At 73.0% G+C, this 13,183-nt stretch carries 9 protein-coding genes; 3 read left to right on the top strand and 6 right to left on the bottom strand.

The window, feature by feature from the left end:
- Positions 1-94: 94 nt before the first annotated feature.
- From glgB to ACZ7H1_RS02920, 5 genes are all read right to left on the bottom strand, one after another.
- Positions 95-2,449, bottom strand: coding sequence for a 1,4-alpha-glucan branching enzyme (gene glgB / locus ACZ7H1_RS02940; protein WP_470783150.1), 2,355 nt, complete (start codon positions 2,447-2,449; stop codon positions 95-97).
- Complete coding sequence (locus ACZ7H1_RS02935; protein ID WP_470783148.1) at positions 2,446-3,927, bottom strand: maltokinase N-terminal cap-like domain-containing protein; 1,482 nt, start codon at positions 3,925-3,927, stop codon at positions 2,446-2,448. The genes glgB and ACZ7H1_RS02935 overlap by 4 nt, the downstream gene beginning before the upstream one ends.
- A gap of 185 nt (positions 3,928-4,112) precedes the next feature.
- Positions 4,113-5,852 carry a maltose alpha-D-glucosyltransferase gene (gene treS / locus ACZ7H1_RS02930; RefSeq protein ID WP_470783147.1) on the bottom strand — a complete coding sequence of 580 codons (1,740 nt, stop codon included), beginning with the start codon at positions 5,850-5,852 and terminating at the stop codon, positions 4,113-4,115.
- Positions 5,849-7,864 carry an alpha-1,4-glucan--maltose-1-phosphate maltosyltransferase gene (locus ACZ7H1_RS02925; RefSeq protein WP_470783145.1) on the bottom strand — a complete coding sequence of 672 codons (2,016 nt, stop codon included), beginning with the start codon at positions 7,862-7,864 and terminating at the stop codon, positions 5,849-5,851. Before ACZ7H1_RS02925 ends, treS begins: the two co-directional genes overlap by 4 nt.
- Before the next feature lie 369 nt (positions 7,865-8,233).
- A complete protein-coding gene (locus tag ACZ7H1_RS02920; RefSeq protein WP_470783144.1) occupies positions 8,234-8,836 on the bottom strand; it encodes a hypothetical protein in 603 nt (200 codons plus the stop codon).
- 74 nt (positions 8,837-8,910) lie between these two features.
- On the opposite strand from ACZ7H1_RS02920, the gene ACZ7H1_RS02915 reads away from it, so the two are divergent.
- The 3 genes from ACZ7H1_RS02915 (at position 8,911) to glgP (ending at position 12,663) form a co-directional block, all read left to right on the top strand.
- Positions 8,911-9,081 carry a hypothetical protein gene (locus ACZ7H1_RS02915; RefSeq protein ID WP_470783143.1) on the top strand — a complete coding sequence of 57 codons (171 nt, stop codon included), beginning with the start codon at positions 8,911-8,913 and terminating at the stop codon, positions 9,079-9,081.
- Positions 9,082-9,212: 131 nt separating this feature from the next.
- On the top strand, positions 9,213-9,917 hold the full coding sequence (locus tag ACZ7H1_RS02910) for an antibiotic biosynthesis monooxygenase (RefSeq protein ID WP_470783185.1): 705 nt from the start codon (positions 9,213-9,215) through the stop codon (positions 9,915-9,917).
- A gap of 106 nt (positions 9,918-10,023) precedes the next feature.
- The gene (gene glgP / locus ACZ7H1_RS02905) at positions 10,024-12,663 is read left to right on the top strand and encodes an alpha-glucan family phosphorylase (RefSeq protein ID WP_470783141.1); all 2,640 of its coding nucleotides are present in this window, start codon (positions 10,024-10,026) and stop codon (positions 12,661-12,663) included.
- A gap of 131 nt (positions 12,664-12,794) precedes the next feature.
- Here glgP and ACZ7H1_RS02900 read toward each other — a convergent pair whose 3' ends face one another.
- Complete coding sequence (locus ACZ7H1_RS02900) at positions 12,795-12,944, bottom strand: hypothetical protein (RefSeq protein WP_470783140.1); 150 nt, start codon at positions 12,942-12,944, stop codon at positions 12,795-12,797.
- Positions 12,945-13,183 lie beyond the last annotated feature (239 nt).

Raw genomic sequence — 13,183 nt, 5'->3', positions numbered from 1 at the left:
GACATAGACACACCTCCTCCTCACCGCTGCCTGGCCCCCCCCCCCCCCCCCCTCCCCCCCCCCCCCCCCCCCCCCCCCCCCGCCACACGCGTACTCACCCCTGCGGCCTGAGCCAGACCGTCGCCAGCGGCGGCAGGGTCAGACGCAGGCTGACCGGGCGGCCGTGCCAGGGGACCGGCTCCGGCTTGACCGGGTCCGGGTTCCCCACCCCGCTGCCGCCGTAGCGCACCGCGTCCGTGCTGAGGGCCTCCTGCCACAGCGGGAAGCGCTCCGGCACCCCCAGCCGGTAGTCGTGCCGGACCACCGGGGAGAAGTTGCTGACGCACAACAGCGGGGAGCCGTCGGCCGCGTACCGCAGGAAGGCGAAGACGTTGTCCTCGGCGGCGTCCGCCTCGACCCAGTCGAAGCCCTCGGGCACCGTGTCCTGCTCCCACAGCGCGGGCGCCGCGCCGTACTCGGTGTTCAGGTCCCGTACGAGGTCCCGCACGCCGAGGTGGTCGGCGGCGGCCCCGTACGCCGGGTCCACCAGCCACCAGTCCGGGCCGGAGGCCTCCGACCACTCGGCTCCCTGGGCGAACTCCTGCCCCATGAAAAGGAGTTGCTTGCCCGGATGGGCCCACATGAAGCCCAGGTAGGCGCGGTGCCCGGCCCGCTGCTGCCACCAGTCGCCCGGCATCTTCGAGACCAGCGCCTGCTTGCCGTGCACCACCTCGTCGTGCGAGATCGGCAGGACGTAGTTCTCGCTGTACGCGTACACCATCGAGAAGGTCATCTCGTGGTGGTGGTACTTGCGGTGGACCGGCTCGTGCTCCACGTAGCCCAGAGAGTCGTGCATCCAGCCCATGTTCCACTTCAGCCCGAAACCGAGGCCGCCGAAGCCCCCAGGGCCGGTGTGGTGCGTGGCCCGGGTGACGCCGTCCCACGCCGTGGACTCCTCCGCGATGGTCACCACCCCCGGGCAGCGCCGGTACACCGTCGCGTTCATCTCCTGGAGGAAGGCCACCGCGTCCAGGTTCTCCCGGCCGCCGTGTTCGTTCGGCGACCACTCGCCGTCCTTGCGCGAGTAGTCGAGGTAGAGCATCGAGGCGACCGCGTCCACCCGCAGCCCGTCGACGTGGAACTCCTCGCACCAGTACACGGCGTTGGCGACGAGGAAGTTGCGGACCTCCTTGCGGCCGTAGTCGAACTCCAGCGTCCCCCAGTCCGGGTGCGCGGCCCGGCGCGGGTCCTGCGGCTCGTACAGGGGCCGCCCGTCGAACTCCGCGAGCGCCCACTCGTCCCGCGGGAAGTGCGCCGGGACCCAGTCGACGATCACCCCGACCCCCGCCTGGTGCAGGGAGTCCACGAGGAGGCGGAAGTCGTCCGGGGTGCCCATCCGCGAGGTCGGCGCGTAGAAGCCGGTGACCTGGTAGCCCCAGGAGCCGCCGAAGGGGTGCTCGGCCACCGGCATCAGTTCGACGTGGGTGAACCCGAGGTCCTTCACGTAGGCCGGGAGCTGCTCGGCCAGCTGGCGGTAGGAGAGGCCGGGCCGCCAGGAGGGCAGGTGGACCTCGTAGACGGAGAACGGCGCCGCGTGCACGGGCCGCGAGCCGCGCGACGCCATCCACGCGCCGTCGTTCCAGACGTGGTGCGAGTCGGTGACCACCGAGGCGGTGGCGGGCGGCACTTCGGTGCGCCGGGCCATCGGGTCGGCCCGCAGCGTGTGCGAGCCGTCGGGGCGGGTGATGTCGAACTTGTACAGCGCGCCCTCGCCGACCCCGGGCAGGAACAGCTCCCACACCCCGCTGCTGCCGAGCGAGCGCATCGGGGTCGCGGTCGCGTCCCAGTACGTGAAGTCGCCGGTGACGCGCACGCCCTGGGCGTTGGGCGCCCAGACCGTGAAGCGGGTGCCGGTGACGCCCTGGTGCTCCATGGGCCGGGAGCCGAGCGCGGTCCACAGCTCCTCGTGGCGCCCCTCGCCGATCAGGTGCAGGTCCAGCTCCCCGATCGCGGGCAGGAACCGGTACGGGTCGTGGACCTCGATCTCGTCGTCGCCGTACGCCACCAGGAGCCGGTAGTCGGGGACCTCGGCCAGCGGGAGGAGTCCGGCGAAGAACCCGTCGCCCTCGTCGCGCAGCTGCGCCCGCAGGCCCTTGGCCACCACCGTCACCGTCCGTGCGAACGGCCGCAGGGCGCGGATGGACACCCCGTCGCGGTGGACGCGCGCTCCGAGCAGGGCGTGCGGGTCGTGGTGACGGCCTTCGAGGAGCCGGGCGCGGTCCTCGGCGCCGAGCGCGGGCGCGGGCCGGACACCGCCCGGCGCCTTGGGAGCCCTGGGCGCCTTGCGGGCTCGCGGGGTACGCGGCTTGGCCGGTGGCGCGGGTGGCACGGGGGCCGCCGCGGCGGCCGGGACCGTCTCGGCGGGGGCTGGCGCGGTCACGGGCGGGGACGGCTGACGGGCGGCGCTCACGTGTGCGGCCTCCTCGGGGTCTGTGGACGGTGGGGGGTGCGGGGTGCGGCGGGGGGTGGGGAGGGCGGCCCGCTGCTGCCGCCGGCCGGGCCGCCGCGGTCGCCGGCGGCAGCGGCGAGCCGCTGCGCGGCGGCGAGCGGCACGTGCAGCCAGTCCGGGCGGTGCCGGGCCTCGTAGAGGGTTTCGTAGACGGCCTTGTCGGTTTCGTACGCGCGCAGCAGGACCGCGTCCGCCCGCGGGTCGCGGCCGGTCGTGACGGCGTACCCCTCGCAGAAGGCGGCGCGGCAGGCGTCCGCCCAGCCCGGGTCGAAGGGGTGGTGCGAGCGGGCCGCGTAGTCGAAGGAACGCAGTATCCCGGCGATGTCCTTCACCGCCGGTTCGGGGCTGCGGCGTTCGGCGAGCGGACGGGCCGGCTCGCCCTCGAAGTCGATCAGCGACCAGCCGCCGTCGGCCGTGCGCAGGGTCTGCCCCAGGTGCAGGTCGCCGTGGATCCGCTGGGCGGGCACGGCGTGCCCCCGCAGCGCGGCCAGCGCGTCGAAGGCGGCCCGCAGCCCGCTCTGGTACGGGCGCAGCGCCGGCACCTCCCGGGCGGTGGCGGCCAGCCGCGCCGTCATCCCGGCCGCGAGCCGCGCGGTCCGGTCCGCTCCCAGCGCCGCGGTGGGGAGGGCGGCCGCCAAGGTGCTGTGCACCTCGGCGGTGGCCCGGCCCAGGGCACGGGCCTCGGCGGTGAAGTCGGCGCCGGAGCGCAGCCGGCGCAGGGCCAGCTGCCAGCCGTCGTCCGAGCCGCGCAGGTACGGCTGGAGCACGCCCAGGGTCAGCGGCTCGGTGCCGGGCAGGTCGGCCTCGTACCAGGCGACCGGGGCGGGGACCCGTGCGCAGCCCGCCCCGGCGAGCGCTCTGGGCAGTTCCAGGTCCGGGTTCAGGCCGGGGCCGACCCGCCGGAACACCTTGAGGATGTACGCGTCCCCGTAGATCAGGCTGGAGTTGGTCTGCTCGCCGGACAGCGGGCGCGCGGCGAGTCCGGCCGGGATCAGGGCCGCGGGATCCCGGTCGAAGCGCAGCGGGGGGAGGACGCCGGGGGCGCGCAATCGTTCCAGCAGAAGTGCGGCGAGGCGGGGATCGCCGAGGCCTTCGTACACGGTGAGGCCCGCGTAGGGCCCGCTCTCGGCCCGCCCGATGAGGGTGGGGGCGAGGGCGGGCGGCAGCGTGGGGCGCAGCCCCAGCAGCAGCTGGTAGCAGTCCTCGCCGACACCCACGAGCAGGTGCAGCAGGCCGGGGGAGGAACCGGGCGGCAGCAGCTCCACTGCGGAGACCTGCCTCAGCCGTTGCAGGGTGCGGCCCTTGCCGGCGAACCAGCGCTGCCGGGGCAGCCAGGCGCGCAGCATGGGTTCCATGGAATGGAGCGCTCCGGGGGCGTGGGGTGGTCCGGCCGGGCGGCGGGCCCTTGCACGGCTCCGGGCGGAGGCAGCCTCCGACATGGCATCGCGTCCTTTCCCCGGGCCCGCCAGAATGCGCAGAGTGTCCCGGATCACGGCAATTGCTGTCCGGTCGTGTGCGAGTGTCGGGTCAGGGTTGTCCGCACCGGGACGGCGATTGACCCATTCGCCGCGGGGCTTTCGAGCGCCTGCCGAGGCCGGGAGGCGGCTGCCCGCCTCCCGCCGGCTCATGCGCGGCGCCTGGCCGGCCGGGTGCTCTCGCCGTGCAGCCGGAACCAGTGGAAGCCGTGCCCCGCGAGCGTCAGCAGGTACGGCCACTCGCCGATCGGCGGGAAGCGCACCTCGCCCGTGAGCTCCACCGGGACGCGGCCGTTGAAGGCGCGCAGGTCCAGTTCGGTGGGCTGCGGGAAGCGGGAGAAGTTGTGCACGCACAGCACGATGTCGTCGCCGTCCTTCCCGGAGGACGGGGCCTCGCGCAGGAAGGCGAGCACCGCCGGGTTGGACGAGGGCAGTTCGGTGTACGAGCCGAGCCCGAAGGCCGGGTTCTGCTTGCGCACCTCGATCAGCCGCCGCGTCCAGTGCAGCAGCGAGGACGGCGAGGTCATCGAGGCCTCGACGTTGGTGACCTGGTAGCCGTAGACCGGGTCCATGATGACCGGCAGGTTCAGCCTGCCCGGGTCACAGGAGGAGAAGCCGGCGTTCCGGTCCGGGGTCCACTGCATCGGGGTGCGTACACCGTCGCGGTCGCCCAGCCAGATGTTGTCGCCCATGCCGATCTCGTCGCCGTAGTACAGGACGGGGGAGCCGGGCAGGGAGAGCAGCAGGGCGGTGAACAGCTCGATCTGGTTGCGGTCGTTGTCGAGCAGCGGTGCCAGTCGGCGCCGGATGCCGACGTTGGCGCGCATCCGCGGGTCCTTGGCGTACTCCGCGTACATGTAGTCGCGCTCTTCGTCCGTGACCATCTCGAGGGTGAGCTCGTCGTGGTTGCGCAGGAAGATGCCCCACTGGCAGCCGGAGGGGATCTGCGGGGTCTTGGCGAGCACCTCCGACACCGGGTGGCGCGACTCCCGCCGTACGGCCATGAAGATCCGCGGCATCACGGGGAAGTGGAAGGCCATGTGGCACTCGTCCCCGCCCTTCGAGAAGTCGCCGAAGTAGTCGACCACGTCCTCGGGCCACTGGTTGGCCTCGGCGAGCAGCACCGTGTCCGGGTAGTGCGCGTCGATCTCGGCGCGGACCCGCTTGAGCAGCGCGTGGGTGCGGGGCAGGTTCTCGCAGTTCGTGCCCTCCTCGGCGTACAGGTACGGCACGGCGTCCAGCCGGAAGCCGTCGATGCCGAGGTCGAGCCAGAAGCGCAGGGCCGAGATGATCTCCTCCTGGACGGCCGGGTTCTCGAAGTTGAGGTCCGGCTGGTGGGAGAAGAAGCGGTGCCAGTAGTACTGCTTGCGGACCGGGTCGTAGGTCCAGTTCGACGTCTCGGTGTCGATGAAGATGATCCGGGCGTCCTGGTACTGCTTGTCGTTGTCGGCCCACATGTAGTAGTCGCCGTACGGGCCGTCCGGGTCCGACCGGGACTGCTGGAACCACTCGTGCTGGTCGCTCGTGTGGTTCATCACGAAGTCGATGATCACCCGCATGCCGCGCTGGTGGGCCGCGTCGACGAACTCCACGAAGTCCGCCAGGTCCCCGAACTCGGGGAGCACGGACGTGTAGTCCGAGACGTCGTAACCGCCGTCGCGCAGGGGCGACTTGAAGAACGGCGGCAGCCACAGGCAGTCGATGCCGAGCCACTGCAGGTAGTCCAGCTTCGCGGTCAGCCCCTTCAGGTCGCCCACGCCGTCGCCGTTGCTGTCGTGGAAGGACCGGACGAGGACCTCGTAGAACACGGCCCGCTTGAACCAGTCGGGATCGCGGTCCTTGGCGGGGGTGTCCTCGAAGGTGTCGTGGACGGGATCGTTGATCATCATGAGGTGGATGACCCTCCGGTCGCTCCGGTCGGCGGGGACGGGCGCAGCGCGGCGAACACGTGCGCGGGCCTGTGGCCCGGTTCGAGGCGAACGTAGTTCGCCCTGCCCCAGTGGTACGTCTCACCGGTGAGCTCGTCGCGCACCGCGAGGGACCCGTGCCAGTCGAGGCCGAGTGCCGGCATGTCCAACGAGACGGTCGCCTCCTGGGTGTGGTGCGGGTCGAGGTTGACGACCACCAGTACGGTATTGCGCCCGCCCGGCCCCTCCGCCGCCTTCGAATAGGCGATGACGGCGTCGTTGTCCGTCTCGTGGAAGTGGAGGTCGCGCAGCTGCTGGAGAGCGGGGTTGCGGCGGCGGATCCGGTTCAGGGCGGTGATCAGCGGGGTGATGGTGCGTCCCTCCCGCTCGGCCGATTCCCAGTCGCGGGGACGCAGTTGGTACTTCTCCGAGTCGAGGTACTCCTCGCTCCCCTCGCGCAGCGCGGTGTTCTCGCACAGCTCGTACCCGGCGTAGACGCCCCAGGTGGGGGAGAGGGTGGCGGCGAGGACGGCCCTGGCCTCGAAGGCGGGACGGCCGCCGTGCTGGAGGTACTCGTGCAGGATGTCGGGGGTGTTCACGAAGAAGTTCGGCCGCATCACGGCGGCGGACTGCTCGCCGGAGAGTTCGGTCAGGTACTCGGTCAGTTCCTGCTTGGTGTTGCGCCACGTGAAGTACGTGTACGACTGCTGGAAGCCCACGGCCGCGAGCGCGCGCATCATCGCCGGCCGGGTGAACGCCTCCGCCAGGAAGATGACATCCGGGTCCTTTTTGTTGATCTCGGAGATCACCCGCTCCCAGAAGACCACGGGCTTGGTGTGCGGGTTGTCGACGCGGAAGATGCGCACGCCGTGGTCCATCCAGTACCGCAGTACGCGCACGGTCTCCTCGACCAGACCGTCCATGTCCCGGTCGAAGTCGATCGGGTAGATGTCCTGGTACTTCTTCGGCGGGTTCTCGGCGTACGCCACCGTCCCGTCGGCCCGGTGCCGGAACCACTCCGGGTGCTTCTCCACCCACGGGTGGTCGGGCGAGCACTGGAGCGCGAAGTCCAGGGCGATCTCCAGGCGCAGGTCACGGGCGCGCGCGACGAAGCGGTCGAAGTCCTCGATGGTGCCGAGGTCCGGGTGGAGGGCGTCGTGACCGCCCTCCGGGGAGCCGATGGCCCACGGCACGCCCACGTCGTAACGGCCCGCGGACAGGGCGTTGTTGGGCCCCTTGCGGTGGGTGTGGCCGATGGGGTGGACCGGGGGCAGGTACACCACGTCGAAGCCCATCGCGGCGACGGCGGGCAGCCGCTCGGCGGCGGTGCGGAACGTGCCGCTGACGGGCGGGCCGTCCTGCGGGACCACCGCTCCCTCCGACCGGGGGAACAGCTCGTACCAGGCGCCGCAGAGCGCCCTGCGCCGCTCGACGAGCAGGGGCAGCGGTTTGGACGCCGTCACCAGCTCGCGCAGCGGGCGGGCGGCGAAGGCGGCGTCGACCTGGGGGGTGAGGGCGGCCGCGAGGCGCGCGGCGGCGGGCCGGTCCGGGTCGCGCAGCGCGTCGGCGGCGCCGAGCACGTGCTCCCGGCCGTCCTTCTTCGGGATCTTGGCTGCGGCGCGTTCGTACAGCTCGGCGCCTTCGAGGAGCACGAGATCGGTGTCGATCCCGGCCGGGACCTTGATCTGGGCATGGCGGCGCCAGGTCGCGACCGGGTCGCTCCACGCCTCGACGGCGTAGGTCCACCTCCCTTCCGTGGTGGGGCAGATGCGTGCTCCCCAGCGGTCGGAGCCGGGGGCCAGTTCACGCATCGGTACGGGCGGTTGGAGCCGGCCCTGGGGGTTGCGCAGCACGATGTGCGCCGAAATCGCCTCGTGGCCCTCGCGGAACACGGTGGCGCTCACCTCGAAGACCTCGTCCACGACCGCTTTGGCGGGCCTTGCGCCGCAGTCGACGGCGGGGCGGACGTCCAGCACGGGAATGCGACCGATCATGGGATCACCTGGGGGTTGTGTCGGATACCGACAGCAGGGCACGTTCGGGTGGAGCTGGGGGTGCAGGAGATGCTGACGGTGCTCGGGGTACTGCAAAGTGCGCTGCTCGCTCTGTTTCTAGCCGCTCCGTGGGCAGCTGGGCTGCGGGCATGGCCGCTCCTGTCCGCGTTCACTCGGGTGGCGGGAAGAGGGGGAGGCGGGTGCGCCGTGCGTTGTACCCGGGGAGCCCTTCCCGCCCCGGGGGGTGGGCAATCCGGAGAGTGGCCACCTACTCACAGGTAGATACGAAGCCCGGTGCCGCGCCGCCCGACGGCCTTCGACACCGTCCCCGGATACGTCAAGTCCGGCCCGGACGGGCCTGGTGCGGGCCTAGTACGGGCTGCTGCGGAAGTACAGGCTGCCGTGGTGCCGGGGGCGGTCGCCGCGTTCGTGGGCGGCGTCCGAGCGGTCGGCGGGAGCGCTGCGGTCCGCGAGGACGCGCAGGTCGGCGAGGCCGGCGAGCACCGCGGCCCGGTTGTCGGCCCGCTTCATCCACGCCGGCAGCCGCGGGATCATCGCGCGGGTCGAGGCGTACGTCCCGCGCTCGCGCAGGGTGGCGCGGACGTAGTCGGCCAGCTCCTCGACGTGGTCGTCGTTGTACGCCCACAGGACGTGCCCGGCGCAGCGGGTCTGGAGCCACAGCGGCCGCCGGAAGAACGGGTCCTCGGTGCCGCCGGGGACCGCGCCGACCATTCCGGCGCCCCGCGTCCGCGGGTCCCAGGAGGCGGTCGCACCGCACCCGGCGCACGCCAGCCGCCGCGGCTGGAACAGCAGTTCACTGAAGTACTTCGGAGGACGGAGGTCCGGCCTCGGTACGACGATCGCACGGCCGCCGCACCGCGGACAGACCACGAGCACCCGCGCGGAGAACTGCACCAGCCACCGTCCGGCGTCGTGGTGACGGACGGTGGCGTTCAAGGGATCGGACGGCATGCCCGACACCATGCACCACCCCCGACATCACCGGCGACGGCCGTGCCGATCTCGTCGCCCGGGACGGCGCCGGCGTGCTGTGGCTGTACTGCGGCACGGGGAACCAGAACGAGCCCTACGCGCCGCGCCGCCGGGTGGGCGGCGGCTGGGGCGGCCACACCGCGATGGTCTCCGCCGGTGACCCCGACCGCTCGCGTCCGAGCCGGGTCGGCGGCGGCTGGAACATCTACGACAGGCTCGCTTGACCTCAAGCGGACTTGAGGACGGAGGCTCTCCCCACGACCCGACGTGAGGGAGAGCCACCGTGACCACCCGGAACAGCGCAGTGCAGAACAACGCCGTCACCGCCGGCGCGGCCGACGCCATCGGCGCGGCCGTGCTCGCGGAAGCCCGCCCGGACCTCGGCCGGGCCGACGCCCGCATCGCCAAGGCCAGCACCTGGCGCGTCGGCACCCCCGAACGCCAGAAGGCCACCGTGGCCGCCATCGCCAGGGCGTGGGAGACCCGCGACTGGCCCTCCGCCGGCCTCCTGTCGTACACCGTGCACACCGGCACCGACGGCGACACCCTCTTCCACTACTCGCAGTGGACGGACGAGGAGGCGTACGAGGAGTTCGTCCGCACCTTCCGCGACGACCGCAACGCCGAGATCGACGCGGCCGTCCCCGGCATCGAGCGGGTCGGCATCGGCACGTACGTGCCCTACCGCTCGCTCGGCCTCGGCACGGACGCCGTCCCGGGGTGCATCGTCGTCGTCGGGATCGGCTTCGACGGCCGCGACCCGGCCGCGCCGCGGGAATGGGTGGACAGCGTCTTCGACGCCCTGCGCACCGACCCCGCCCCGGCAGCCGGCGGCATCTCCGGCACCTTCCACCTGAGCACCGACGGCACGCACGTCCTCAACTACGCCGAGTGGGACAGCGAGGCGGCCCACGCCGCCGCGCTGGCCGCCCCGGGCGAGGGCATCGGCTCGGACACCCCGCAGTGGACCGCCGTCCGCACCCACCCCGCCGTGACCGCCAACGGCTTCCGCCGCTACCTGCCCGCCCTCGGCCTGGCTCCGGCGGACGCTCAGGCGTAGCAGGATTGGGGGCGGCGGGCCGGGGATAGCCTTGCTGGGGTGAAGCCCGGGGGCACAGCGTCGTGCGTCCGCTCCGAACCGCACTTCCCCTGCAAAGGTGGAACACGTGAAGGCTATCCGTCGATTCACCGTGCGCCCCGTCCTGCCGGAACCCCTGCTGCCGCTCCACGACCTCGCGCGCAATCTGCGCTGGTCCTGGCATGCGGAGACCCGAGAACTCTTCCACACCGTCGACCCCGAGGGCTGGCAGCGTGCGGGCGGCGACCCCGTCCGGCTGCTCGGCTCCGTATCCGCCGACCGACTCGCCGAGCTGGCGCGGGACCGGCGGTTCCTGCGGCGGCTGTCCGCCGTCACCGCCGACCTCGACGACTACCTGCGCGGGGAGCGCTGGTACCAGGGGCACGACGACGTGTCCCAACTCCCCGCCACCATCGCCTACTTCTCGCCCGAATTCGGCATCACCGCGGCCCTGCCCCAGTACTCCGGCGGGCTCGGGATCCTCGCCGGAGACCACCTCAAGGCCGCCAGCGACCTCGGCGTGCCGCTGATCGGCGTCGGGCTGCTCTACCGCCACGGCTACTTCCGCCAGTCCCTGTCCCGGGACGGCTGGCAGCAGGAGCACTACCCCGTGCTCGACCCCAACGAACTGCCGGTCGGCCTGCTGCGCCAGGAGGACGGCACACCGGTACGGGTGAGCCTGACCCTGCCCGGCGGGCGGGCGCTGCACGCGCACGTCTGGCAGGCCCGGGTCGGCCGGGTGCCGCTGCTCCTGCTCGACTCGGACGTCGAGGACAACGACTCCGCGGCCCGGGAGGTGACCGACCGGCTCTACGGCGGCGGCAGCGACCACCGGCTGCTGCAGGAGATGCTGCTCGGCGTGGGCGGCGTCCGCGCCGTCCGGGCCTACTGCGCGCTCACCGGCCACCCGGCACCCGAGGTGTTCCACACCAACGAAGGCCACGCCGGCTTCCTCGGACTGGAGCGCATAAGGGAACTGGAAGGGGAGGGCCTCTCGTTCGAGGCCGCGGTGGAGGCCGTCCGGGCCGGCACCGTGTTCACGACCCACACCCCGGTGCCCGCCGGCATCGACCGCTTCGACCGCGCACTGGTCGCCCGGCACTTCGGCGACGGCGGCGAGCTGCCCGGCATCCCCGTCGAACGCATCCTCGAGCTCGGCCGGGAGACCTACCCCGGCGGCGACCCGGGCGTCTTCAACATGGCCGTGATGGGCCTGCGGCTGGCCCAGCGGGCCAACGGCGTGTCCACGCTCCACGGGGCCGTCAGCCGGGAGATGTTCGCCGGCCTGTGGCCCGGGTTCGACCCGCAGGACGTGCCCATCACCTCCGTGACCAACGGCGTGCACGCGCCGACGTGGGTGGCCCCGGAGGTCGTACGGCTGGGCGCCCGCCAGATCGGCGCCGGCCGGACCGAGGACGCGCTCTCCGTCGGCGGCTCGCAGCGCTGGGACGCGGTCGCCGAGATCCCCGACCACGAGATCTGGGACCTGCGCCGGGTGCTGCGCGAGCAGCTGGTCCAGGAGGTGCGGCAGCGGCTGCGGGCGTCCTGGCGGCAGCGCGGGGCCGGAGCCGCCGAACTCGGCTGGGTCGAGGGCGTGCTCGACCCGGACGTGCTCACCATCGGCTTCGCCCGCCGGGTGCCCTCGTACAAGCGGCTCACGCTCATGCTGCGCGACCCGGAGCGGCTGCGCAGGCTGCTGCTGGATCCCGAGCGGCCCGTGCAGATCGTCGTCGCGGGCAAGGCGCACCCGGCCGACGACGGGGGCAAGCGGCTCGTGCAGGAGCTGGTGCGGTTCGCGGACGACCCGCGGGTGCGGCACCGGATCGTCTTCCTGCCCGACTACGGCATGGCCATGGCGCAGAAGCTCTACCCGGGCTGCGACGTGTGGCTGAACAACCCGCTGCGGCCGCTCGAGGCCTGCGGGACGAGCGGGATGAAGGCCGCGCTCAACGGCTGCCTGAACCTGTCCGTCCTGGACGGCTGGTGGGACGAGTGGTTCGAGCCCGACTTCGGCTGGGCCATCCCCACCGCCGACGGGCACGGCACCGACGAGGAGCGCCGGGACGACGTCGAGGCGGCCGCGCTGTACGAGCTGATCGAACAGCGCGTCGCGCCCCGGTTCTACGACCGGGCCGGCGCGGGCGGACTGCCCGCCCGCTGGATCGAGATGGTGCGCCGCACCCTCGTCTCGCTGGGGCCGAAGGTGCTCGCTGGCCGGATGGTGCGGGAGTACGTGGAGCGGCTCTACGCGCCCGCCGCCCTCGCCCACCGTGCGCTGACGCCCGACGCGGCCCGCGAACTCGCCGCCTGGAAGGCGAAGGTGCGGGCCGCGTGGCCGCGCGTCTCGGTGGACCACGTGGAGGCGGCGGCTGCCTCCACTCCGGTCAACGGCACGGCCGAGCTGGGCGGGACGCTGACCGTGCGGGTCCAGGTCACGCTGGACGTGCTCGCGCCCGACGAGGTGGAGGTGCAGGCCCTCGCGGGCCGGGTGGACGCCGAGGACGTGATCGCGGACGCCCGTACCTTCCCGCTCAAGCCCGCGGGCGGCCCGGACCTCGAGGGCCGCTGGCTGTACGAGGGCCCGCTCGCGCTCGACCGCACGGGCCCCTTCGGCTACACCGTGCGGATCCTGCCGTCGCACCCGCTGCTGGCGACCCCGGCCGAACCGGGGCTGCTGGCCACGCCGCTGGACCCGGCGGGCGACGGCGCCGGGGTGGTGCTGCGGTAGGGCCGCGGCTGCCCTGCCGCACCGGACGGCGTACGGCCCGGCCGCCCCGCGGGGTGCCGGGCCGTCACCGTGTCCGTCACCGTGTCCGTATCCCTGGCCGCGTCCGGGCGTCCGTGCGTCCGGGCCGGCGGTCAGCCGAGGCCCGCAGCGAGCCAGTCGACCACCTCGGCGGCCGCGTACGGCCGTGCGCCCGGTGACAGTTCCGGCAGGAAGGAGAGGCCCTTGCCGATCGTCACCAGCGGCGGTTCCACCCGGCCGCCCGGGTCGCCGGTCTGGAGCACCCGGGGCCAGGACGACGTCGAGGGCGGTGCCCGAGACCACGCCCAGCCGGCCGGTCCGTGCCACGGCACGGGCGAGCCGCCGGCCCGAGACGGCGACGCCCATCCCGCCCTGGATCAGATGGGGCGGCTCGGCAGCGGATCGGTTCTCGGGCTTGGCGCATCCTCCGGTCACCCGAACCCACCGGTTCCGTAGGTTCGCTCGGTCCGGTCTCCCGCCGCAGCGGGCGGACCGAGCCGAA

This window comes from Streptomyces sp. NPDC037401 (assembly GCF_055602345.1).
The sequence above is the reverse complement of the archived record's forward strand: the minus strand, read 5'-3'. Positions and strand labels throughout refer to the sequence as shown.